Annotated in this window: 18 protein-coding genes and 1 tRNA gene; 5 read left to right on the top strand and 14 right to left on the bottom strand. The window is 68.8% G+C overall.

Translation table 11 applies throughout. The features are described from left to right. Positions 1 to 14: 14 nt before the first annotated feature. The 11 genes from JRI60_RS32245 to JRI60_RS32195 form a co-directional block, all read right to left on the bottom strand. The gene (locus tag JRI60_RS32245) at positions 15 to 1,445 is read right to left on the bottom strand and encodes a phage tail sheath C-terminal domain-containing protein (protein ID WP_204219770.1); all 1,431 of its coding nucleotides are present in this window, start codon (positions 1,443 to 1,445) and stop codon (positions 15 to 17) included. Between the two features lie 152 nt (positions 1,446 to 1,597). Continuing rightward, a complete protein-coding gene (locus tag JRI60_RS32240; RefSeq protein WP_204219769.1) occupies positions 1,598 to 2,203 on the bottom strand; it encodes a hypothetical protein in 606 nt (201 codons plus the stop codon). A gap of 122 nt (positions 2,204 to 2,325) precedes the next feature. Further along, on the bottom strand, positions 2,326 to 2,796 hold the full coding sequence (locus JRI60_RS32235) for an NUDIX hydrolase (protein ID WP_204219768.1): 471 nt from the start codon (positions 2,794 to 2,796) through the stop codon (positions 2,326 to 2,328). Then, positions 2,793 to 4,241 (bottom strand): DUF2380 domain-containing protein, encoded by a 1,449-nt coding sequence (locus JRI60_RS32230; protein ID WP_204219767.1) that lies wholly within the window; start codon positions 4,239 to 4,241, stop codon positions 2,793 to 2,795. Before JRI60_RS32230 ends, JRI60_RS32235 begins: the two co-directional genes overlap by 4 nt. A 36-nt stretch (positions 4,242 to 4,277) precedes the next feature. Beyond that, the gene (locus tag JRI60_RS32225; RefSeq protein WP_204219766.1) at positions 4,278 to 4,643 is read right to left on the bottom strand and encodes a Rieske (2Fe-2S) protein; all 366 of its coding nucleotides are present in this window, start codon (positions 4,641 to 4,643) and stop codon (positions 4,278 to 4,280) included. Continuing rightward, complete coding sequence (locus JRI60_RS32220) at positions 4,640 to 5,653, bottom strand: fumarylacetoacetate hydrolase family protein (protein WP_204219765.1); 1,014 nt, start codon at positions 5,651 to 5,653, stop codon at positions 4,640 to 4,642. The genes JRI60_RS32225 and JRI60_RS32220 overlap by 4 nt, the downstream gene beginning before the upstream one ends. After that, the gene (hmgA, locus tag JRI60_RS32215; protein WP_204219764.1) at positions 5,650 to 6,963 is read right to left on the bottom strand and encodes a homogentisate 1,2-dioxygenase; all 1,314 of its coding nucleotides are present in this window, start codon (positions 6,961 to 6,963) and stop codon (positions 5,650 to 5,652) included. Before hmgA ends, JRI60_RS32220 begins: the two co-directional genes overlap by 4 nt. Before the next feature lie 33 nt (positions 6,964 to 6,996). Continuing rightward, positions 6,997 to 8,070, bottom strand: coding sequence for a 4-hydroxyphenylpyruvate dioxygenase (gene hppD / locus JRI60_RS32210; protein ID WP_204219763.1), 1,074 nt, complete (start codon positions 8,068 to 8,070; stop codon positions 6,997 to 6,999). A 177-nt stretch (positions 8,071 to 8,247) separates the two neighbouring features. After that, entirely contained in the window at positions 8,248 to 8,703 is a 456-nt protein-coding gene (locus JRI60_RS32205; protein WP_204219762.1) for a MarR family winged helix-turn-helix transcriptional regulator, read from the bottom strand. 101 nt (positions 8,704 to 8,804) lie between these two features. Further along, the gene (locus JRI60_RS32200) at positions 8,805 to 9,530 is read right to left on the bottom strand and encodes a glutathione S-transferase family protein (RefSeq protein WP_204219761.1); all 726 of its coding nucleotides are present in this window, start codon (positions 9,528 to 9,530) and stop codon (positions 8,805 to 8,807) included. A 10-nt stretch (positions 9,531 to 9,540) separates the two neighbouring features. Further along, the gene (locus tag JRI60_RS32195; protein WP_204219760.1) at positions 9,541 to 11,769 is read right to left on the bottom strand and encodes a molybdopterin oxidoreductase family protein; all 2,229 of its coding nucleotides are present in this window, start codon (positions 11,767 to 11,769) and stop codon (positions 9,541 to 9,543) included. Between the two features lie 186 nt (positions 11,770 to 11,955). Here JRI60_RS32195 and JRI60_RS32190 point away from each other — a divergent pair, with 186 nt between their 5' ends. Continuing rightward, the gene (locus tag JRI60_RS32190; RefSeq protein WP_204219759.1) at positions 11,956 to 12,792 is read left to right on the top strand and encodes a GIN domain-containing protein; all 837 of its coding nucleotides are present in this window, start codon (positions 11,956 to 11,958) and stop codon (positions 12,790 to 12,792) included. A gap of 211 nt (positions 12,793 to 13,003) precedes the next feature. Continuing rightward, entirely contained in the window at positions 13,004 to 16,900 is a 3,897-nt protein-coding gene (gene purL, locus JRI60_RS32185; RefSeq protein ID WP_204219758.1) for a phosphoribosylformylglycinamidine synthase, read from the top strand. Between the two features lie 9 nt (positions 16,901 to 16,909). Here purL and JRI60_RS32180 read toward each other — a convergent pair whose 3' ends face one another. The 3 genes from JRI60_RS32180 to JRI60_RS32170 all read right to left on the bottom strand — a co-directional run bounded on the left by JRI60_RS32180 (position 16,910) and on the right by JRI60_RS32170 (position 19,355). Continuing rightward, positions 16,910 to 17,515, bottom strand: coding sequence for a Uma2 family endonuclease (locus tag JRI60_RS32180; protein ID WP_204219757.1), 606 nt, complete (start codon positions 17,513 to 17,515; stop codon positions 16,910 to 16,912). An 87-nt stretch (positions 17,516 to 17,602) separates the two neighbouring features. After that, positions 17,603 to 19,213, bottom strand: coding sequence for a M20/M25/M40 family metallo-hydrolase (locus tag JRI60_RS32175; protein WP_239470863.1), 1,611 nt, complete (start codon positions 19,211 to 19,213; stop codon positions 17,603 to 17,605). Between the two features lie 70 nt (positions 19,214 to 19,283). Further along, a tRNA-Cys gene (locus JRI60_RS32170) sits at positions 19,284 to 19,355 on the bottom strand. Between the two features lie 134 nt (positions 19,356 to 19,489). On the opposite strand from JRI60_RS32170, the gene JRI60_RS32165 reads away from it, so the two are divergent. The 3 genes from JRI60_RS32165 to asd all read left to right on the top strand — a co-directional run bounded on the left by JRI60_RS32165 (position 19,490) and on the right by asd (position 22,292). Beyond that, positions 19,490 to 20,644 (top strand): acyl-CoA dehydrogenase family protein, encoded by a 1,155-nt coding sequence (locus JRI60_RS32165; RefSeq protein WP_204219756.1) that lies wholly within the window; start codon positions 19,490 to 19,492, stop codon positions 20,642 to 20,644. 100 nt (positions 20,645 to 20,744) lie between these two features. Further along, positions 20,745 to 21,098 carry a rhodanese-like domain-containing protein gene (locus JRI60_RS32160; protein WP_343213347.1) on the top strand — a complete coding sequence of 118 codons (354 nt, stop codon included), beginning with the start codon at positions 20,745 to 20,747 and terminating at the stop codon, positions 21,096 to 21,098. A gap of 105 nt (positions 21,099 to 21,203) precedes the next feature. Continuing rightward, a complete protein-coding gene (asd, locus tag JRI60_RS32155; protein WP_204219755.1) occupies positions 21,204 to 22,292 on the top strand; it encodes an aspartate-semialdehyde dehydrogenase in 1,089 nt (362 codons plus the stop codon). The last annotated feature ends 56 nt before the right edge of the window (positions 22,293 to 22,348 follow it).

Genomic DNA, 22,348 nt, shown 5'->3' with positions numbered 1-22,348 from the left:
TGGGTGTTTCCTCATCAGACCTGGACCGTGATGGTCGCGTAGACGTAGTCAATGGCTCGCACGGGCCGCACGGCCAGGTTCACCCTGACGATGCCCAGCGCGAAGTCCTCCTGAGAGGAATAGACCTCCACCTTGAAGGCGGGATCCTTCCCATCCGTGGAGGGGACGATGGCTCCGTCCTTCTCCATCTGGAGCATGGCCTCGGTCAGCTTCTGCTTGAGCGCGCTGCGCCCGTCCGCGGTGTTGAGCTGGCCGATGAAGAGGTTGCCGATCATCTTCAGGGTGCGCACGGCCCGGTCGGCCACGCGGCGCACGTTGATCTGGTCGCCATCCGTGGTGAGCCCGCGCAGCACGATGGTGCCGCGGCCGCGCTCGAGCACCACGGGGACCACGTTGCCCTTGAGCAGGGTCTTCTGGTCATCCACCGGGATGGGCGGCAGCTCGCCCGCGCCGGAGATGCGCTTGAAGGTGGGCGAGTAGAAGTAGGGGAGGTTGCCCACGAGGCCGGCCACCGCGCCCGCCACGCCGTTGGGCGCCACCAGCACGAACCGGTCGCTCACCAGGTTGCTGGCGAGCTGCACGTACTCCTCCATGGTGCCCGCGTCCGGCACCTGGCCGAAGCCGAGGCGGCCCTTGCAGTCGTCGCTCAGGTTGTTGCAGTGGCTGATGACGTCGCCGTAGATGCGCGTCACCTTCGCCCGATCCGAGAAGTCCTGGATGGCGGCGAGGACCATGTCCACGTCGGGCTCGTCCTGGAGGCGGCGGAGCGCGGCGGCATAGTCATCGGCGGTCGCGTCCTTGCCTCCCGCGAGCGTGTACACCTCCGCGGCGGGCCAGCCGATCGCCTTCGACTCGTCCACCTTCACGTAGGCGGAGCCCGCCTTCAGCGTCGCGGTCAGCGACTCCAGGGTGAGGTTGCGGTGCACCTCGAGGACGACTTCCTTGCCGTTGCTCTCGCCCAGGACCTGCAGGTCGAACGAGATGCTCTGGTCGAGGTTGTTGCGGTACTCGATCTTGATGCCGATGCCGTTGGCCCAGGGCCCCGGGGCGCGCGCCAGGAGGGTGATGCCGGCGCCAGCCTTGGCGTCCTTGCCCTTGGGCGTGTCCTTGGGCGCGTCCTTGGCCGGTTCCGCCGGGCTCGCGCCCTTGGTGGCGTCCGCCGGGATGACCACCTTCGCGGTGGCCCCGGCGCTGGCGGGAAGCGGCGAGACGACCAGCTCGGAGACGCCGTTGTCGAGCGCCTGCTTCGCCTCGGGCAGGCTGTAGGCGCTCGCGCGGCCCAGCACTCCCACGAAGCGCGACCAGTTGCTCGCGCGCACCACCTTGCCGGGGTTCTCCTCCGTGAACCCGATGAGGCCCAGCACTCCGGACGGCGCGAGTTGCTGGGGAAGGACTTCCTTGACGACGGTTACCTGGACTCCAGGAATGATGAGGCCACTGGCCATGTGCTCTCCGGACCCTCGGGGACGAGGGGGTGGATGACCCTGCTCAGGGTGCAGGTTCCCCGGACCGCGCGCCTTGGCGGTTCACGCACGCCCTGAAGGCGCACGCGGTCCTGTGTTTCAGATGGATGTGGAACGCGACCGGCCGGCTGGGATCAGCTCTTGGCCGGGGTCGTGTTGGAACCCGGGGTCGTGTTGGAGCCCGGGGTCGTGTTGGAGCCCGAGGGGAGGGCCTTGGCGTCGACGGTGATCGGCTCCGGCAGCAGCAGGACCTCCGTCTTCTTCACCATCTCGAGGGTGATCGGCTTGAGGGTCGGGGGCTGACCGGCGAGCGCGAGGCCGACATTCATGAGCAGGTCCACGATGGCCGCGATGTGATCGATGCCGATGCTCACGAAGTCGACGATCACGTTGAGGAAGCGCCGGCTGGTCTCGACGACGTTCTGCACGGCGGCGGGCAGCAGGTCGAGCGTCGAGTTGACCAGATCCCTGCCCGCGCCGAGGACCTCCTTGAACATCGTCAGGACGTCCTTGTCCAGGAACGGCTCGATGACCTCCTGGACCTTGGTCAGGACCGTCTTCAGGACGTCCTGGACCTTGGTCAGCATGGACTTGAGGGGGTCCTTGAAGCCGTCCATCAGCTTCTTGTAGCCAGCGCCGGTGACCGCCTTGTAGAGCTTGTAGAGCGCCAGCTCGACCTTGTAGGCGACGTTGTTGACGGTGTTGAGGGTATCGGACGCGTTCATGACCAGGTCAGCCATTGCAACCTCTTCCTTGTGGGTGGAGCGGGTTCCGCCGTTCGCACCCCGGAAGACGACCCGGGTCATTCTTTGTGACATTTCTTGGGAAATGACGGCGTGGCGATGGACTTGGCGGGTGAAGTTCAGGCTTCTTCGTCGGGTAGGAGCGTCCGCAGCAGTTCGTCATCGGGGTCAAGAGGGCGCCAACCGGGCGGAGGCGGTGTGGTGCGGAGCGTTGCCCTGGCCTGCTCGACGCGCTTCTGATGGGTCTCTGGGGTATAAGCGGACCAGCGGCCAAGCGCCATGGCGACCTCGAAGCGGTTGGCGTCGTCCATCATGGCCGGCCAGCCGCCGGGGAGTCCTTCGGCGAACTCACGTACGAGAACATCGCGCACCAGGCGAGTGACTTGCTTGCGCCGCTCCGCCTCGGCGAGCAATGCGCTGAACACCTGCACCGCGGCGACGTCCTCCTCGCCCAGCTCCTCGGCCAGCAGATAGAGCGGGACGGCGGGACGCGCCTCGGCGAAAGCGGTGAGCGAATCGAAGCCCCGCTCGCGGACCCGCTCATACAGGCGGACCTTCCAGTTGCCCTCCCAGGAACGGTCCTCGCTCATCTTCCCATCCAAGGGGTGAAGTTCACCGGGATTCTATAGTCCCTCATGTTCTTCGCGACGAGCCTCAGGATTTCGTTCCGCGTCAACATCCGGCCAGCATCGACCTCGGCGTCGCGCAGGGTCTTCATGAGCATCCGGTTCCATTCACCGGGCCATGTGCGGCCCAAGCGCCAATTGCCACCTCCATGGATCGCCTCGTGCTTTGCCTGCTCCATTCGGACGCAGAACTGGTCGATGCTCATTTCGCCGGTGAAGCCGCGCTGCTCGAACCACTCGCGGAACTCTCGCGGCAGGACGTGGTGTCTCGGTGGCTCGGTCATGCCGGCACCAGCTCTGTTCGTCACCCGCATGCCCTGCACCTCGGGCCCGTCGCCGAGCGCGTCGCGCACGCCCCGTGGCAGCTCGTCGTGAGACTGCGCCATCATCACCTGGCCAGCCTGAATCCGGACAGTGGCGCTAACGACGGGAAGGGAGATGACGCTCGCCCGCACCAGCCGGCGCATCATCTCCACCCATTCGGCGGAGACGACCATCCGCGTGCCCGTCATCACGCCGTTGGAACCCACCATGAGACTCACCCCGAGCGTGGCGGGAGCGCTCGGTGGCAGCCTTGGCAGTGGCATCTTCAGCGTCGACACCATGGCGACCGTCTCGACGAGCTGCGCCAACAGCATCACCTGCTCGCCGCGCTTCATCGCCACGCGCACGGTCTCACAAGTCGAATTGAACTCGCCGGAAAGCTGGCCCATCAGCGAGGGGAGGTCTTTCGCCGCAGCCTCCATTTGTCCTGGATCGAGTGAGGAGAGTGCCGTCATGGAGGGCTCGAGCATCTTCTGCAAGCGGTCCATGTTCGCGAACAGCGTCTCCACGCGGTTGAAGCCCTGCTTGAGTACGACATCGACGAGGTTGAGGAAGTCGAGCCATCCGGCGAGCAGGAGGGAGCCGAGCATCGCTGCCTCGAGTCGCGGGCCCGCGAGGCGCAGCAGGGCGAGCTGCATGTCAAGGTCATCCACCTCCGAGGCCGCGTTGGCCAGTCGGGTGGCGGCAACGAGTTCTGCTTCAATCCACCGAAGCTGGCGTTCACCATGCTCGACGTAGCGGAGGAAGATGCCGCCGCCTCCCCCAGCGATGCCCGGGTTGCTGGTCTTGAGTCTGGAGAGCTCGCCGGAGAGCCGGCGGGTGGAGCCGGACACGTCGCCAACGGCACCGCGAAACGCCAGGTGGGCCGCGAGGGCGTTCTGCCACTCGGTCCCCGCTGCATTGTCAGAGCCCGCCGCCATCACAGTCGGCCTTTTGGCCAACGTAGGCTCCGCGATCTCACGCGGCATGTAGCGCAGGTTCACCCTCTGGCCGGGCGGTGGCGTCAGCGACGTACAGCCGGTGGACAGTAGGACCATGGCGAGCAGCAGGCCTGCCCACCGGGCCCTCGACGAGTCAGTGCGCATTGTTCCACCCTCAGGCTCCATGGGAGCCACGACAGCTCAGGCGGTCCTGATAATGCCCCGCTCGACCGTGACGGGCCACGGCGTCAGCCTCTGGCCGGCACACGGGCCGCCGACGCACACCCCGTCGTCGAGCTGGAAGAGCGCTCCGTGCCACGAACAGGCGATCAGCCGGGCATCGGGCGTCAGGTAGTCGTCGAGCTTCTGCGCCAGCGGCAGCCCCTGGTGCGGGCAGCGGTCCACGTAGCCCCGGACGACCTCCCCGGTGCGCACCAGGAAGCCGTGGAAGAAGGCGTCATCGATCTGAAGGACGAAGTTGCGCGCTCCGGGATCCTTGAGTGCGTCGAGCGTGCAGAGTGCGACGCCAGCGGGAGTCTCGAAGACGCGCGTGCGTCCTCCGGTCATCGACGCGGCTCCGTCACGGCCTGGTCGATCGCTCCGAAGATGGAGCGGCCCGCCTCGTCCTTCATCTCGATGCGCACGCGGTCGCCCCGGCGGAGGAAGGGCGTCTTCGGCGCCCCCGTCAGCAGCGTCTCGACCGTCCGCACCTCGGCGATACAGGAGTAGCCGAGCCCTCCGTCACGGATGGGCTTCCCGGGACCGCCATCCGCATCGCGGTTCGACACCGTGCCCGAGCCGATGATGGACCCCGCGCACAGGTCGCGCGTCCTGGCGGCGTGCGCGACCAGCGTGCCGAAGTCGAACGTCATGTCCACGCCCGCGTCCGCGCGCCCGAAGGGCTCTCCGTTCAACGAGACGCGCAGCGCCCCGTGCAGCTTGCCCTCGCGCCACGCATGGCCGAGCGCATCGGGCGTGACGGCAACCGGCGAGAAGGAGGAGGCCGGCTTGGACTGGAAGAACCCAAACCCCTTGGCCAGCTCCGCCGGAATGAGGTTCCGCAGCGACACGTCGTTGACCAGCAGGACGAGCCGGATCGCCCGCAGTGCCTCCTCGCGCGTCGCTCCCTGCCTCACGTCGCCGGTGATGACCGCGACCTCTCCCTCGAGGTCGCAGCCCCAGCTCTCGTCCGCGAGCGGGATGGGCTCACGAGGTCCGATGAATCCGTCCGAGCCGCCCTGGTACATGAGCGGGTCGGTCCAGAAGCTCTCGGGCATCTCGGCCTTGCGCGCCTTGCGCACGAGCGCCACGTGGTTCACGTACGCCGAGCCGTCCGCCCACTGGTAGGCACGTGGCAGCGGCGCGGCGCACTCCTCCTCGGAGAACGGTTTGCCCGGCGCCTCGCCCCGATTCAGTGCCGCGGCGAGCGCCCGGAGCGGCCCCTCGCAGCGCTCCCACTCGTCCAGCGCGCGCTGCAGCGTCGGCGCGATCGCCGTGGCGTCGGCATACGAGGACAGGTCATCCGAGACGACGACCAGCCGGCCGTCGCGCCCCGACTTCAGCGATGCGAGCTTCACCGGGGCTTCTCCGCGTCCGTCCCGGGCAGCCGGGCCTTCTGGAAGTTCGACCAGCAGGCGTCGTAGTCGCGCTGCAGGGCGGGCGTCTCCATCGCGAAGGGCGTCGGGGCGAATACCCAGCGCGACTCGAACATGAACGCGAGCGTGTCCGCGATCTTGTGGGGCGCGAGCCGGGCTTCCACCGCCCGCTCGTAGGTCTCACGGTCGGGGCCGTGGCCGCTCATGCAGTTGTGCAGCGACGCGCCGCCCGGCAGGAAGCCCTCGGCCTTCGCGTCGTACGCGCCGTGCACCAGTCCCATGAACTCGCTCATGATGTTGCGGTGGAACCAGGGCGGGCGGAAGGTGTTCTCGGCGACCATCCACCGCGGCGGGAAGATGACGAAGTCGCAGTTGGCGACCCCGGGGCTCTCGCTCGGCGAGGTGAGCACCGTGAAGATCGACGGATCCGGGTGGTCGTAGCTCACCGTGCCGATCGTGTTGAAGCGCGCCAGGTCGTACTTGTACGGCGCCAGGTTGCCGTGCCAGGCCACCACGTCGAGCGGCGAGTGGTCGAGCTCGGCCACCCAGAGGCGGCCCTGGAACTTCTGGATGACGCGCGTCGGCCGGTCCACGTCCTCGAACGCGGCCACCGGCGTGAGGAAGTCGCGCGGGTTGGCGAGCCCGTTCGAGCCGATCGGCCCCAGCTCGGGGAGCCGGAACAGCGCGCCGTAGTTCTCGCAGATGTACCCGGTCGCCTCGCCGTCGGGCAGCTCGGCGCGGAAGCGCACGCCGCGCGGCACCACGCCCACCTCACCCGGCGCGAGCCCGAGCACGCCCATCTCGGTCACCAGCCGGAGCCGCCCCGACTGCGGAACGAGCAGCAGCTCTCCATCCGCGTTGAAGAACACCGTGTCCGTCATCGACCGGTTGGCGAGGTACTGGTGGACCGCCACGCCCGTGCCGTGCGCGGGCGCGCCGTTCCCCGCGAACGTGACCAGTCCCTCGATGAAGTCGGTCGGCTGCGTCGGGCGCGGGAGCGGGCTCCAGCGCAGGCGGTTGGGCGTGACGGGCGCCTCGGTGAAGGGCCCGCTCTTCAGAAGGCCCTCCGGATGCGGGCGGAAGGGCGCATGGCTCGAGCTGGGACGGAGCCGGTACAGCCAGCTGCGGCGGTTCTCCCGCCGGGGCGCGGTGAACGCCGTGCCCGAGAGCTGCTCCGCGTACAGTCCGTACGGCACGCGCTGGGGAGAGTTCTGCCCCTCCGGAAGCGCGCCCTTGACGGCCTCGGTCGCCAGCTCGTTGCCGAATCCCGACATGTATCCGTCCATCGCCATGTGCCCCTCCGTGCGTTTCGCGCTACCGGATGACTACCGCCGCGTCGTCACCTGGATGACGCCGCGCCGGATCTGGTCGAGCTCGATGGACTCGAACAGCGCCTGGAAGTTGCCGTTGCCGAACCCCTCGTTCCCCTTGCGCTGGATGATCTCGAAGAAGATCGGCCCGAAGAGGTTCTCGGTGAAGATCTGCAGCAGGAAGCCCTCCGACTTGCTGCCGTCGATGAGGATGCGGTTCTTCTTCATCCGCTCCAGATCCTCGCCGTGGCCCGGCACCCGCTTGTCCACCAGCTCGTAGTAGGTCTCGATGGTGTCCTGGAAGATGACCCCGCGCTGGCGCAGCTTCTCCACCGTCCCGTAGATGTCGTCGGTGGTCAGCGCCAGGTGCTGGATGCCCTCGCCGTTGTACTGGCGGATGAACTCCTCGATCTGCGACTTGTCGTCCTGGCTCTCGTTGAGCGGGATGCGGATGGCCCGGTCGGGGGCGATCATCGCCTGAGAGAACAGGCCGGTCGCCTGGCCCTTGATGTCGAAGTACTTCTGCTCGGTGAACCCGAACACCCGGTTGTAGAAGCTCGACCAGGTGCGCATCTCGCCCCGGCGCACGTTGTGCGTGAGGTGGTCGAGGATGTCGAGGCCCGTGCTGTTCTTCGCCTCCGCCTCCGCGGCCCCGGGAATCTGGCGCCAGCCGTCATAGAGCGAGCCCTTCGCCCCGTAGCGGTCGACGAGATAGAGGAGGCTGCCACCGATGCCCTGGAGGACATAGCTGTCCGGGCCGAGCGTGCCCGCGAGCGGATCCGCCGGGCGCGCACCGCGCTCGATCGCCAGCTCGTACGCCTTCTTCGCGTTGTCCACGCGGAACGCCATGCCGTTGGCCGACGGGCCGTGCAGCGCCCGGAACTCGGCCGCCTGCCCGGTCGGCTCGCGGTTCACCAGCAGGTTGATGCCGCCCTGCTTGTAGCGGACGACGTCCTTCGTCGGGTGCATCGCGTAGGCCGTGAAGCCCAGCCGCTCGATGAGATCGATCATCTTGCCGGGCTCCGGCGAGGTGAACTCGACGAACTCGAAACCATTCAACCCGAGGGGATTCTCCGCCACGTTGCTCATGACCTGGCTGCCTCCGTAGTCTCTTCAGATAGTAACATCTGAAACTAACCACGCAAGACATTGCTGAGGGCATGTCAAATGGGTGACGAGCAGGCCCCTGGTTCAGTGCTTGTCAGACAGACGAGCGGCACTGACGGGATTGATAAGGAGTTGTTGTCGCCGGGCTGATGCGATGCGTCAGCGGCGGGTGAGCACGCGCTCGGCGGCGGCTTCCAGGCGGCGGAGCACGTCCTTGAGCTCGGCGATCTCCTGCTCACCGAGTCCCTTCAGCACCTCGGCCTCGAGCTCGAGCACCGCGGGCACGACCCGGGCGTAGAGCTTCTGCCCCTCGGCCGTGAGCGAGAGCCGGAGGGAGCGGCCATCGTCGGTGTTCGTCACGCGACGCAGGAGCCTGCGCCGTTCGAGCACCTGCGCGGCGCGGCTCACCGTCACCTTGTCCATCTTCGTACGGCCGACGATCTCCTGTTGAGTGAGCTCGTCGTTCTCCGCCAGCACGGTGATGACGCGCCACTCGTTCACCTTGAGGCCGAAGTGCTCCTCATATGCTCGGGCGATGACCTGGCTCACCGCGTTGGAGGCGAGCGAGAGCCGGTACGGCAGGAATTCGTCGAGATTGAGAGGAGAGCGCGCCACGGTACGTCCGCAGGGTACGAGGGGGCCGGGGCGGGGGCAACCGGCGCCGCACCGGGAATCGCCGAAGCGGTCCGGAGCACGGCGCCGGGAGGGGGGCGGGACTAGGCGGCCCTGGAGCCGGACGGCTTCCAGTTGGCGAAGAAGCGCGACTTGAACCGGGCGCAGTACTCCACGAGGTTGCCCTGGGACAGGGTGTGCTGCTTGAAGTCCGAGTCCACCGGGAAGGCGATGATGCCCACCAGGAACGCGTACACCGACGCGTCGAAGGAGGTGGGCGTCTCGCCGAGCAGGAACGGCCTGCTGCCCATGATCGTCGACACCGCGGTGATGTCGTCCTTGCCCAGCTTCTGCACCTCATCGAAGTTGTGGCGGCCCATGCCCTGGGCATGGAGCGTCTTGAACATCTTGCGGCGCAGCACCGGCAGCATGACGTTGCCCAGGACCACCGGCAGCATCGTCTCGAGCACCGGCACGTAGGCGCGCCAGCCCGCCTCGTCCACCCAGCGCGTGTACACGATGTTCCAGTAGGTGGACTCCTCCAACATGCGCCGGACCGTGTGGCCGATCGCCTTCTGCTCATCCGTCAGCTTGCTGTCGAGCGTGTCCCCAAACTTCTGCTTGAGGTACTCGATGATGAACTGGGAGTCGCCCATGAGCCGTCCGTCGACGTCGACGTAGGGCACCTTGCCCTTGGGCGCCTTGCGCAGGTCGGCCGGCTGCACCTGGTAGTTCTGGCCCGTCATGCGCAGGTAGGACTCCAGCTTGATACAGAACGGGCTGAGGTTGGGGGTACCCCAGGCGGTGGGGGTCTGATAGAGGGTGATCATCGCTGTTGTCTCATCCTGTCGCAGACTGCTCGAGTTGTTCATCCGTGCGCGCCGCCCGTGCCGCTGGCCGGACACGCACCTGGACTCCACTGAATGCGGCATTGCCGCTGATGGCATCGAGGGCGCGATCGTCCGTGAGATCGTTGATGCTCACGCCCGCGTGCTCTCCGGCGACCCGGAGCCGCACACCCTCGCGCCCATGCCCGTAGCCGTGGGGCAGGCTCACCACTCCGGGCATGACTTCTTCCGTCACGTTCACGGGAGCTTGGACCTCCCCAACCCGGGAAGTGATCACAGCCTCCTCGCCCTCGCTCAGTCCCAGCCGCCGGGCATCCTCCGGGTGCACCATCAGCGTGCACCGGGGCTTGCCCTTGATGAGACGGGGCACGTTGTGCAGCCAGGAGTTGTTGTCCCGCAGGTGGCGCCGCCCGATGAGCAGCAGCTCCCCCTCCTCGGGGGCCCGCTCTGCTTCCAGGAAGGTGCGGCGCAGCCGGTGCACGTCCGCCACCAGCACGTCCGGGGCGAGGTGGATGCGGCGATCCTTCGTGGCCAGCCGCCCGGGCAGGCTCGGCTTCAGGGGCCCCAGGTCCACCCCGTGCGGCTTCGCCTTCAGGCTCGCGAGGCTCAGGCCCTTGCGCAAGGGGCGGAGCTTCATGCCGTACGGGCCCGCGCGCAGTCCCAGGTCCAGGATGCCGTCGGGGCCGAGCGCCTTGAGCGCGCGGTACGTCAACTCGCCGCGCACGCGGGGCGCGCCCCGGAGCGTCTCCAGGCGGTGCTTCAGCTCCAGGAAGATCTCCCAGTCGTGGCGCGAGTCCGGGCCGGGCGTGAAGAGCGGCGGCGAGTACTTCGTCGTGTTGCGCACCGCCAGCGCGTGGAACGCGATGTCGTAGTGGCTCCGCTCCAGGTGCGTGGTGGGGGGGAGGATGAGGTGCGCGTGCCGCGTCGTCTCGTTGATGTACGGGTCGATGCACACCATGAAGTCCAGCGACGCGAGCGCCTTGTCGAGCTGCCGTCCGTTGGGCGTGGACACCACCGGGTTGCCCGCGGAGGTGAGCATCGCGCGGATGCGCCCGGGGCCGTCGGTGAGGATCTCCTCGCCGAGCGCGGACACCGGCAGCTCACCGGCGAACTCGGGCAGCGCGCGCACCCGGCTCCTGAAGCGGGCGAAGCCGCCGCGGTTCATGGACATGGCGCGCGGCCCGCCCACGACGTCGAAGGCCGGCCGGGTGAAGAGGGCGCCTCCCTGGCGGTCGAAGTTCCCCGTCACGATGTTGATGAGGTTGATGAGCCACTGGCACATCGCGCCGAAGGCCTGCGTGGAGACGCCGACGCGGCCGTAGCAGACGGCGGACTCCGAGGCGGACAGCTCGCGGGCGATCCGCCGGGTGGTGTCCGCCGGCACGCCGGTGTGGGGCGCGGCGCGCTCGGGGGTGAAGTCGCGCGCCAGCTCGCGGATGGAGGCCAGTCCGTCGGAGAGCTCCGCGAGCCGTCCGAGCTTCGGGCCCGCCTCCTCCAACAGCACGTGCAGCAGGGAGAAGAGCCACAGGGCGTCGGTGCCGGGGCGGATGAAGAGGTGCTCGTCCGCGATGCCGGCGGTCTCCGTCTTCCGGGGGTCCACCACCACCACCCGGCCCCCGCGCTTCTGGATGGCCTTGAGCCGGTCGCGCACGCCCGGCGCGCTCATCAGGCTTCCGTTGGAGGCCAGCGGGTTGGCCCCGAGGATGAGCATGTAGCGCGTGTGGTCGATGTCCGGGATGGGGATGAGGAACTGGTGCCCGAACATCAGGAACGCGGCGAGCTGGTGGGGCAGCTGGTCCACCGACGAGGCCGAGAACTTGTTCCTCGTGCGCAGCGCCCTCAGGAGGAACGGCAGGAACATCATCGCGCCGTGGTCGTGCACGGTGGGGTTGCCCACGTACACCCCCAGGGCGTCCTTGCCGTGCTCCCGCTGGATGGCGTGGAAGCGCCGCGCGGTCTCGTCCAGCGCCTCCTCCCAGGAGATGGGCTCCCAACCGGTGGCGGTGCGCCGGACCGGGTGACGCAGCCGGTCGGGGTCCTCGTGGAGATCCTGCAGCGCGACCGCCTTGGGACAGATGTGGCCCTTGCTGAACGGATCCTCCTCGTCGCCCCGGATGGAGGTGATCCGGCCCTGGGACGTCTCGATCTGGATGCCGCACATGGCCTCGCAGAGGTTGCAGGTGCGGAAGTGCAGCTCGGATGGCACGGCGGGTTTGCTCATCAGGAGCCTCTAGGGACCACGGGCGGCGGTATTGAAGGCGGTGGCATTCAACCACATCCGGACGCGGAGGGGGGTGCTCCCCGGAAACGCAACCAGAGGGTGACAGTTTTACGCCGGGTCGGTGTTCCAGGGGGCAGGTAACGCGACGCGGCCTGGTGGGCTGGCGTCCTTTCGTGGAGGCGCAGCATGTGGAAGAGCCTGGGTGTGGGAGTGGCCGTGCTGATGTTCCTGCCCGCCTGCGGGCTGTTCATGGAGCAGGGGAACGGCCGCAAGGTCACCGAATCACGGGAGGTCTCCTCGATTTTCACCAGGGTGGAGAATCACACCTCCCTGGACGTGGTGGTGCGCGAGGCCGATTCCAGCTCCGTCTCCCTCACCCTGGACGAGAACCTGCAGCGCTACGTGACCGCCCGCGTCCAAGGGGAGGCGCTCATCATCGAGGATTCGGCGAACCTGTCCTTCTCGGGCGAGGGCCGCGTGGTGGCGACGCTGCCGCGCTTCCTGGGCGCGAGGAACGATGGCTCCGGCGATCTCCTCGTCGAGGGCGTCACCCAGGCCAACGCGCTCACCTTCGTGCTCGATGGCTCGGGCTCGGTGCGCTACTGCGGGCCGGCGAGCAGCCTCACCGCGAACCTGTCGGGCTCCGGGGACATGACGCTCTGCACTCCCGAGGCCCAGATGCTGGAGGGCGTGAGCCTGGAGCTCGGGGGCTCCGGCTCCATCACCTATGACGGCTCGGCGAAGCGGCTGGAGGCGATCTGCGACGGGTCCGGCGACATCCACCTCACGGGCCAGGCGCCGCAGCTGGTGGCCCAGGCGCGCGCCAGTGGGGATGTCGATGCCCGGGGCTTCACCAGCTCGAACGCGGAGCTGCGCGTGTCCGGCTCCGGAGGGGTGAGCGCCACCGTCCAGGACGGCAGCGTGGCGGTGCGCATCGACGGCTCCGGCGGCGTGGACCTGTGGGGCAATGCCTCGGTGCGCGACGTGAGTCTCAACGGCAGCGGGAACTTCCGCCGCCACTGAGCCAGCAGAAGCGCGCCTTTCGCGGCCGCACAGGGGGCCTTTTCCCGTTCGCCCGGCTCACGGGGGAGCGGGGGAGGGCCCCTCTGGTTTTCCGGGAGTCGCGGCCTCTCCATCCATGAGAGGGCGGCCCGACATGATCTCTTCGGATGCAGGACGAGGGCTCCGGTTATATGACGCACGCACCTTTCCGGACCCCTCTCCCCGAGATTCCATGCTCACCCTGCGTGGCGCCCCCGCCCTCTCCGAGTTCCGTCTGGCCAAGTTGCTCGCTCGCTGCCGTGAGCTGGAGCCGACCGTGGCCTCCGTCTACGCGGAGTTCGTGCACTTCGTCGACGTCGCGACGGCCCTCACGGAGTCCGAGCGGACCTTGATGGACCGGCTGCTGGAGTACGGCCCCCGGCTGGCCCGGGGCGAGCGGCGCGGCAGCCTGCAGCTCGTCATCCCGCGCCCCGGCACCATCTCGCCCTGGTCCTCGAAGGCCACGGACATCTTCCAGAACTGCGGCCTGCGCGGCGTGCGGCGCATCGAGCGAGGCATCGCCTGGTGGGTCGCCGACGGAGCCGGCAAGGCCCTGAGCCCCGGGCAGCTCGCCCGCGTACAACCGGTGCTGCACGACCGGATGACGCAGGCGGTGGTGGGGCGCGAGGAGGACGCCGCCATCCTCTTCGCCGAGCACACGCCCCGGCCGCTCACCACGGTGGATGTGCTGGGCGGAGGCCGGGCCGCGCTCGCCACCGCGAACCGCGAGCTGGGCCTGGCCCTGGCCGAGGATGAGATCGACTACCTGGTGACGCGCTTCACGGGGCTGAAGCGCAACCCCACCGACGTCGAGCTGATGATGTTCGCGCAGGCCAACAGCGAGCACTGCCGGCACAAGATCTTCAACGCTTCGTGGACCATCGACGGGGTGGAGCAGGAGCGCTCGCTCTTCCAGTCCATCAAGAACACGTACGCGGCCAACAAGGAGGGCGTGCTGTCGGCGTACAAGGACAACGCCGCGGTGATGGAGGGCTTCGAGGTGGAGCGCCTCTTCCCGGACGCGGCCAGCGGCGAGTACCGCTTCCACCGCGAGCCCGCGCACATCCTGATGAAGGTGGAGACGCACAACCATCCCACCGCCATCTCGCCGCACCCGGGCGCCTCGACGGGGGCGGGCGGAGAGATTCGTGACGAGGGCGCCACGGGCCGGGGTGCCAAGCCCAAGGCGGGCCTGAGCGGGTTCTCCGTGTCGAACCTGCGCATCCCCGGCTACGAGCAGCCCTGGGAGCAGCCCTACGGAAAACCGGAGCGCATCGTGTCGGCGCTCGACATCATGATCGACGGCCCGCTGGGCGGCGCCGCCTTCAACAACGAGTTCGGCCGGCCCAACCTGTGCGGCTACTTCCGCAGCTTCGAGCTGCAGGTGCCCACCCCCGAGGGCCCCGAGGTGCGCGGCTACCACAAGCCGATCATGATCGCCGGTGGCCTGGGCAACATCCGGGCCCAGCACGTGCAGAAGGGGCAGCTCCAGCCGGGGGACAAGATCGTCGTGCTGGGTGGCCCGGCGATGCTCATCGGCCTGGGCGGTGGCGCGGCGTCCTCGATGGCGCAGGGCGCGAGCGCGGCGGACCTCGATTTCGCCTCGGTGCAGCGCGACAACCCGGAGATGGAGCGGCGCTGCCAGGAGGTCATCGACCGGTGCTGGGCCCAGGGCGAGGCCAACCCCATCCGCTCCATCCACGACGTGGGCGCGGGCGGCCTGTCCAACGCGGTGCCGGAGCTGATCCACGACAACGACCTGGGTGGGCGCTTCGAGCTGCGCGAGGTGCCGAACGCCGAGCCCGGCATGGCGCCGGTGGAGATCTGGTGCAACGAGGCGCAGGAGCGCTACGTGCTGGCCATCGCGCCGGAGGACCTGCCGCGCTTCCAGGCCCTGTGCGAGCGCGAGCGTGCGCCCTTCGCGGTGCTGGGCGAGGCCACCGAGGAGCAGGTGCTGAAGCTGACGGACCAGCGGTTCGGCAACGCGCCCATCGACATCCCGATGGACGTGCTGTTCGGCAAGCCGCCGCGCATGCACCGGGACGTGAAGTCGCGCCCGCTGACGCACGCCGAGCTGAAGCTGGACGCGCCGGTGAAGGAGCTGCTGACGCGGGTGCTCGGGCACCCGACGGTGGCGGACAAGGGGTTCCTGATCACCATCGGTGACCGGACGGTGTCGGGCCTGACGGCGAGGGACCAGATGGTGGGCCCGTGGCAGGTACCGGTGGCGGACTGCGCGGTGACGCTGTCGGCGCACGCGGGCTACACGGGCGAGGCCATGTCCATGGGCGAGCGCACGCCGGTGGCGCTCCTCGACTCGGCCGCCTCGGCGCGCATGGCGGTGGCCGAGGCCGTGACGAACATCGCCTCGGCGCGCATCGGGAAGCTGGGGGACGTGAAGCTGTCCGCGAACTGGATGGCCGCCGCCGGCAGCCCGGGCGAGGACGCCAACCTGTACGCCGCGGTCAAGGCGGTGGGCATGGAGCTGTGCCCCGCGCTGGGCCTCACCATCCCGGTGGGCAAGGACTCCATGTCCATGCGCACGGTGTGGGAGGAGAAGGGGGCCCGGAAGGCGGTCGTCTCTCCGCTGTCGCTCATCGTGTCGGCCTTCGCGCCGGTGCTCGACGTGCGCAGGTCGCTCACGCCGCAGCTGCGCGAGCTGGACTCGGACACGCGGCTGGTGTTCGTGGACCTCGCGGGCGGCAAGCAGCGGCTGGGTGGTTCGGTGCTGGCGCAGACCTGGTCCCAGGTGGGCCCGCGCTGCCCGGACGTGGAGAGCCCCGAGCTGCTCAAGGGCTTCTTCTCCGCGATGCAGGTGCTCAACGAGGAGGGGCTGCTGCTGGCCTACCATGACCGCTCGGACGGTGGCCTCCTCACCTCGCTGGTGGAGATGGCCTTCGCGGGCCACTGCGGCTTCGAGGTGGACGTGACCGCGCTGGGCTCGGATGCCGTCGCGGCGCTCTTCAACGAGGAGCTCGGCGCGGTGCTGCAGGTGCAGTCCACGAATCTGTCGCGCGTGCGCGATGTGCTGACGAAGCATGGTTTGGGCTCCGCGTACCAGGAGCTCGGCCGGCCCCGGGCGGAGCTGACGGTGCAGGTGCGCCACGGCGGGACGGTCCTCCTGGAGGAGGACACGGTGGCGCTGCGCAAGGTGTGGTCGCGCGTCAGCTACGAGATGCAGAAGCTGCGCGACAACCCGCGCTGCGCCGACGAGGAGTACGCCGCGAAGTGCGACCCGCGCGACCCCGGCCTGTCGCCCCGGCTCACATTCGATCCGACGGAGGACGTGGCGGCGCCGTACATCGCCAAGGGCGTGAAGCCCCGGGTGGTCATCCTGCGGGAGCAGGGGGTGAACAGCCAGCTCGAGATGGCGCGGGCGTTCATTCGCGCGGGCTTCAACGCGGTGGACGTGCACATGAGCGACATCCTCGCGGGGCGGGTGTCGTTGAAGGACTTCACGGGCGTCGCGGCCTGCGGAGGCTTCTCCTACGGCGACGTGCTGGGCGCGGGCGGCGGCTGGGCCCGGTCGATTCTGTTCAACGCGCGGGCTCGGGACGAGTTCGCCGCGTTCTTCGCGCGCTCGGGCACCTTCGCCCTGGGCATCTGCAACGGCTGCCAGATGATGTCGCAGCTGCGCGACCTCATCCCGGGAGCCGAGCACTTCCCGCACTTCGTGCGCAACGCCTCGGAGCAGTTCGAGGCGCGGCTGGTGCAGGTGGAGGTGGCGGAGAGCCCGTCGCTGTTCTTCAAGGGCATGGCGGGCAGCCGCATCCTCATCGCGTCGTCGCACGGAGAGGGGAGGGCGGAGTTCGCCAGCGCCGAGGATGCCGCACGGGTGAACGGGCTGGGCGTGGTGCCGGTGCGCTTCGTGGACAACCACGGGCGGGTGACGGAGACGTACCCGGCGAACCCGAACGGCTCGCCGCACGGAATCGCGGGCATGACGTCGCGGGACGGGCGCGTCACCATCATGATGCCGCACCCGGAGCGCGTGAGCCGCAGCGTGCAGTACTCCTGGTGCCCGCCGGAGTGGGGCGAGGACGGTCCCTGGATGCGGATGTTCCGCAACGCCCGCGCCGCGTTGGGCTGAGGTGTAGCCCTACTCCGACCAGACGAGCGCCAGCTCGAGCTCGATTGCATCGAACGGCTCGGCGCGGACGCGCTCGTCCCCGGCGAAGGAATCGACGAGCAGCCAGTGGCTCCCCTCGATCCGGAAGATGTCGAGGGTGCGGGCGACCGGGTCCACGTGCCACACGTTCCGTACGCCCTCCCGAGCGTAGATGCGCATCTTCTGGACCTTGTCGATGCGCCGCGTGCGCTCGGAGAGGACCTCGCAGACCCAGTCCGGGGCGAGGTCGTAGTGCGCTGGGGCGTCGTCTCCGCCGATGGCCTGCGGCAGGCGCTCGCGCCGCCAGCCGGCGATGTCCGGCACGAGCTTGTCCGGCCGGCGGCCGAGGTGGAGTTCCGGTTCATCGAGGATGACCCACCCTCCCGGACCTCCCCTGCCGAACTTGAAGGGCATGGTGAGGAGGGCGCCCAGGCCCGTCGACGCGTTGGCGTGCGGCCGGGCTGGGCGAGGGCTGAGGTGCAGCTCGCCGTTGAGAATCTCCGCCACCATCTCCGGTGGAGCCGCCTGGAAGGCCGCCTCCACGGACGGGGAGTTTCGCTCGGCGGACTCGGAATCTTCGGGACGGCGAGGGGCCATGAGTGCAGATTTCAGCATGCCCCCCACGTCTTGCAATCCCGAGTCCGTCAGGTCAGGCAGCCTCTGACCGGACGGTCGAGGAGAACGTCAGCGGGTCTCGGAGCCCGTGGTGGCGGCTCCCTTCCGCCCGCGCTTCCCGGTGGCCCAATCTTCCCACACGTTGAAATTCTTCATCTGCTGGCCCAGGTCCGTGGTGCGCATCAGCTCCTCGATCTGGGCGCGTGACTGGCGCGGCAGCTTCGCGTCCATCTGCGCGAAGCCGTACGTCAGTGCCCCCGTGATGGCCGCGTTGAGCCGCAACTGCTGCGGATCGCACTTGTCCATCTCATCCGAGCGCGCGTGGTAGTTCGGCCCGTACAGCGCCGGTTCCTGGTTGGCCACCAGGTTGGCCACTCCGTGCAGCATGAAGTCGAAGTTGTCCGTGCCCACGATCGGCGCGTCCACCTGCGTGAAGGGGCCCAGTCCCTTCACCGGCTCGAGCGCCCGGTCCACCAGCGGCGGCAGCTCGGGGCGGCCTCCCGTGAAGAAGCCGTTGATGCGCCCGCAGCCGATGTCGAACGAGGCCGCCATCACGTGCTTGTCCAGCTCGGCCTCGTGCGTCTTCACGTAGCCCGCCGAGCCGTACATGCCCTGCTCCTCGCCGTTCCACAGTGCGAAGCGCAGGGTGCGCGCCGGCTTGATGCCCAGCCGCTTCATCTGCCGCGCCACGTCGATGAGCATCGCCACGTTCGCCCCGTTGTCCAGCGCGCCCGTGCCCAGGTCCCACGAGTCCAGGTGCGCGCCGATCACCACCACCTCGTCCGGACGCGTGCTCCCGCGGAGCTCCCCGATGACGTTGTAGCTCTCGTAGGCCGGGCCCGACTGGATGTCGATGTCCGCCGTGAGCGTCAGCGTCTTGCCCGCGCGCAGCAGGCGCTGGGCACGCAGGGCGCCGTCACGCTCCATCACCATCATGGGCCGCGTGTTGCTCATCCCCACCGACACGTTGTGCCGGTAGAGGGTATTGTTGGGCCGCGAGCCCACGTACACCACGCCCGCCGCGCCGGCGGCGAAGGCCCGCTGTTCGATCTCGGCGGACTCGGCGTACTCGCGGAACAGGTCGTCCACGTTCTTCAGCTCCGTCTGGTCGACGAGCAGGAACGCGCCCTTCGCCTTCTCCCCGAGCGACTGGAAGTCCTTCCCAGTGCCCTTGCCCGCGTCGAGCAGCGGGGCCGTCATGCCTCCCTTGGGCGTCGCGGTGGAGAAGGGCATGGCCGCGATGCGCGGCGAGAAGCCCACGCCCGTCCCGCGCACGGAGGCGGACGCCGAGCGCTCCAGCCACAGGCCCGGCATCTGGAAGGGCTCCTTGCGCGCCTCGACCCCGGCCTCGCGGAAGCGCGCGAGTGCCCAGTCCACGGAGCGCAGGTTCGAGGGCGAGCCCGTGGCCCGGCCGCCCACCTCGTCCACGAGGGATTGCAGATCGCTCAGCAGCGGCGTGTCCCCGAGGAAGGCGGAGGTCAGGCGCGAGGCCTCGGCGCGCGAGGTGTCCGAGCTCTTCGCCGCGGGCTTCGGCGCTTCCGCCAGGGCCGGCGAGCCGAGCAGGGTGAGGGACAGGAGGGAGGAGACCAGTCGACGCGAGGAGGGGGTGCTCAGGCAGCGGCTCCAGGAAGGAGGGGCGGAGGAGCATCCTCCCAGCCTTCCGGGAGCGGCAAGGCGCATCACGTCCCGGCTCGGAGCCCGGAAACACGAAGGCCCGATGTGAACCGGAGTCCACATCGGGCCCTGTTTGAGGCGCCACCCGGATTCGAACCGGGGAATGAAGGTTTTGCAGACCTTTGCCTTACCACTTGGCTATGGCGCCGCGACAACCGTGTACGGCCTTATATGAACCCGAGACAGCCCGGTCAAGACAGTAGAAGGGGGGGCGAGCACATCCGTGTCTGGTAGCCCGGTAGCATCGGGGGCGAGCGGTCCTGCCACTGGAGGGGCGTCACGATGCTGCATGGATATGGGCTGTACCAGGAGGAGCACGAGGCCTTCCGCCGCACGGTCCGGGCGGTGATCGACAAGGAGCTGAAGCCCTTCGCCCAGGAGTGGGAGGAGAAGGAGGAGTTCCCTCGGGAGCTCTTCACCCGCTTCGCCGAGCTGGGCTTTCTCGGCCTCAAGTACCCCGAGGAGTACGGGGGCTCCAACGCCGGCGAGCTCTACGAGGCGGTGCTGCTCGAGGAGATGGGACGCTGCGGCTCGGGCGGCCTCGCCGCGAGCCTCGGGGCCCAGCACACCATCGCCACCGGGCCCCTCCACAAATACGGCACCGAGGACCAGAAGCGGCGCTTCCTCGTCCCCGCCCTCCGGGGGGAGAAGATCGGTGCCTTCGGCATCACCGAGCCCAACGCGGGCTCCGACGTGGCCGGCCTGCGCACTACCGCCCGCCTCGACGGGGACCACTACGTCGTCAACGGCTCGAAGACCTACATCACCAATGGCGTCCGGGCGGACTTCCTCGTCCTGGCGGTGAAGACGCAGCCGGACGCCGGACACAAGGGCCTGTCCCTGTTGGTGGTGGAGAAGGGCACCCCCGGCTTCTCGGTGGGGCGGAAGCTGAAGAAGCTCGGCTGGCGCGCCTCGGACACCGCCGAGCTCTTCCTCGAGGATTGTCGGGTGCCCGCGTCCAACCTGCTCGGTGGGGTGGAGGGGCAGGGCTTCTATCAGATCATGGGCAACTTCCAGTGGGAGCGCCTGTCGCTCGCCCTGGGGGCCGTGGGCGCCATGGAGGAGATGCTCGAGGTGGTGATGGCCCACGTGCGCGAGCGGCGGGCCTTCGGCCACTCGCTCAACGAGTTCCAGGTGGTGCGCCACCGCATCGCCGAACTGGCCACGGAGTTCGAGGCGGCGCGCCAGCTCACCTACCACGCGCTGCGCCTGCACGTGGGCGGCGAGTTCGCCATCGCCCAGACGTCCATGGCCAAGAAGGTGGCCACCGAGACCGCGTGCCGGGTCGCCGACGCGTGCCTCCAGCTCCATGGCGGCGCGGGCTACATGATGGAGTACGACATCCAGCGACATTGGCGCGACGCGCGCCTGGGCCCCATCGGCGGCGGCACCAGTGAGATCATGAACGAGATCATCGCCAAGCAGCTCGGTCTCTAAGAGGGGCCCTGTCCAGCGCCAGGGCGGGCAGGCGGGCTCACGGGAAGGGCATCTGGGGGCTCCCGGTTGTCCCTCAAGACACCGCAGCAGGAGGTCCCGGGTGCTGGATCCCCGTATGCCCTGTACCGAGCTCTACGTGCGGCTCGGGGACGAAGAGGTGCTCGTCCTCGACTGTCGTGATCCCGATGACTGGGTCCGTTACGGACTGCACATCCCTGGCGCCCTGTGGATGCCCTTCGAGGAACTCCTCCGGGAGGCGGAGGTGCTCCCCGATGACGAGCTCATCGTCGTGTGTGGGTGCGCCGAGGATGGTTCCGACGCGCGCCGGGCCTGCCGCCTGCTCCAGTTACGAGGGCGCAACGCCATCTGCCTGGAGGGCGGCCTCCAGGCATGGATCACCACCGGCTTGCCAACCGAGAGCCATGAAGTGGGGGCCTCGGTGGGCATGTGCTGAAGCGGGCGGGTTCCCGCTCCTGCGTGCGTGAAGTCCGGCGCCAAAGGGTGTAAAGACGCGCCGCAGCACACCCCCCGCGACCCCTAGGAGAGGGAGTCAGACACCATGGCCAAGCTTCGTGCCGTCCTCATCGGAGCCACCGGACTCGCCGGTCAGCAGTTCATCGCCGCGCTGAAGGATCACCCCTACATCGAGCTCACCGGGCTGGCGGCCTCGCCGCGCTCCGCAGGCAAAGCCTACGTCGAGGCGCTCCGCACCGCCAACGGGATGACCGCCTGGTTCGTCCCCGAGGCGCTCCCGGAGTCGATCGCGAAGATGAAAGTGGTGAGCGGTGAGGAGGTGCAGGCCAAGGACTACGACATCGCCTTCTCGGCGGTGGAGTCGGACGTGGCCAAGGACATGGAGCCGCGGCTGGCCCGGGACATCCCCGTGTTCTCCGCGGCCAGCGCCTTCCGCTACGAGGCGGACGTGCCGCTGCTCATCCCTCCGGTGAACGCCGCCCACTCCCCGCTGGTGCGCGAGCAGCAGAAGCGCCGCGGCTGGAAGGGCTTCATCGTCCCCATCCCCAACTGCACCACCACGGGCCTGGCCATCACGCTGGCCCCGCTGCACGAGCGCTTCGGCATCAAGTCGGTGCTGATGACCTCGATGCAGGCCATGTCCGGCGCGGGCCGCTCGCCGGGCGTCATCGGCCTGGACATCCTGGACAACGTCATCCCCTACATCCCCAAGGAGGAGGAGAAGGTCCAGGTGGAGACGAAGAAGATCCTCGGCGTGCTGGATGCCGGGGGCGCCGCCATCTCGCCGCACGACGTCCGGGTGTCCTGCACCTGCACGCGCGTGGCGGTGATGGAGGGCCACACCGAGTCCGTCTTCGTGTCGCTCGCCCGCAAGGCCTCCGTGCAGGAGGTGGTGGCGGCGATGCGCGAGTGGCGGGGCGCCGAGCTGTCGCGGAATCTGCCGTCCGCGCCGCCGCGGTGGATCGAGGTGCTGGATGAGCCCTTCCGCCCGCAGCCGCGCCTGGATCGGGACACCCACGGGGGCATGGCCACCACGGTGGGCCGGGTGCGCGAGGACGCCGTGCTGGAGAACGGCTTCAAGTACATGCTCGTCTCCCACAACACGAAGATGGGAGCGGCCAAGGGAGCCATCCTGGTAGCCGAACTGATGCGTGCCCAAGGGCTCCTGGGGTGAGTAGGCGGGGGTAGGTGCTCAATTTGGGAGTGCCACCCCCGTTACAACCCATTAGT

This window comes from Archangium violaceum (genome assembly GCF_016887565.1).
Classification (GTDB): Bacteria; Myxococcota; Myxococcia; order Myxococcales; family Myxococcaceae; genus Archangium; species Archangium violaceum_B.
Note: the sequence above shows the minus strand (reverse complement) of the source record. Positions and strands in the feature narration are given on the sequence as shown.

Coding starts and splice junctions, on each gene's coding strand:
- JRI60_RS32245 (WP_204219770.1), bottom strand. CDS start 1,445: ATGGCCAGTGGCCTCATCATTCCTGGAGTCCAGGTAACCGTCGTCAAG.
- JRI60_RS32240 (WP_204219769.1), bottom strand. CDS start 2,203: ATGGCTGACCTGGTCATGAACGCGTCCGATACCCTCAACACCGTCAAC.
- JRI60_RS32235 (WP_204219768.1), bottom strand. CDS start 2,796: ATGAGCGAGGACCGTTCCTGGGAGGGCAACTGGAAGGTCCGCCTGTAT.
- JRI60_RS32230 (WP_204219767.1), bottom strand. CDS start 4,241: ATGCGCACTGACTCGTCGAGGGCCCGGTGGGCAGGCCTGCTGCTCGCC.
- JRI60_RS32225 (WP_204219766.1), bottom strand. CDS start 4,643: ATGACCGGAGGACGCACGCGCGTCTTCGAGACTCCCGCTGGCGTCGCA.
- hmgA (WP_204219764.1), bottom strand. CDS start 6,963: ATGGCGATGGACGGATACATGTCGGGATTCGGCAACGAGCTGGCGACC.
- hppD (WP_204219763.1), bottom strand. CDS start 8,070: ATGAGCAACGTGGCGGAGAATCCCCTCGGGTTGAATGGTTTCGAGTTC.
- JRI60_RS32200 (WP_204219761.1), bottom strand. CDS start 9,530: ATGATCACCCTCTATCAGACCCCCACCGCCTGGGGTACCCCCAACCTC.
- JRI60_RS32195 (WP_204219760.1), bottom strand. CDS start 11,769: ATGAGCAAACCCGCCGTGCCATCCGAGCTGCACTTCCGCACCTGCAAC.
- JRI60_RS32190 (WP_204219759.1), top strand. CDS start 11,956: ATGTGGAAGAGCCTGGGTGTGGGAGTGGCCGTGCTGATGTTCCTGCCC.
- purL (WP_204219758.1), top strand. CDS start 13,004: ATGCTCACCCTGCGTGGCGCCCCCGCCCTCTCCGAGTTCCGTCTGGCC.
- JRI60_RS32180 (WP_204219757.1), bottom strand. CDS start 17,515: ATGGCCCCTCGCCGTCCCGAAGATTCCGAGTCCGCCGAGCGAAACTCC.
- JRI60_RS32175 (WP_239470863.1), bottom strand. CDS start 19,213: ATGCGCCTTGCCGCTCCCGGAAGGCTGGGAGGATGCTCCTCCGCCCCT.
- JRI60_RS32165 (WP_204219756.1), top strand. CDS start 19,490: ATGCTGCATGGATATGGGCTGTACCAGGAGGAGCACGAGGCCTTCCGC.
- asd (WP_204219755.1), top strand. CDS start 21,204: ATGGCCAAGCTTCGTGCCGTCCTCATCGGAGCCACCGGACTCGCCGGT.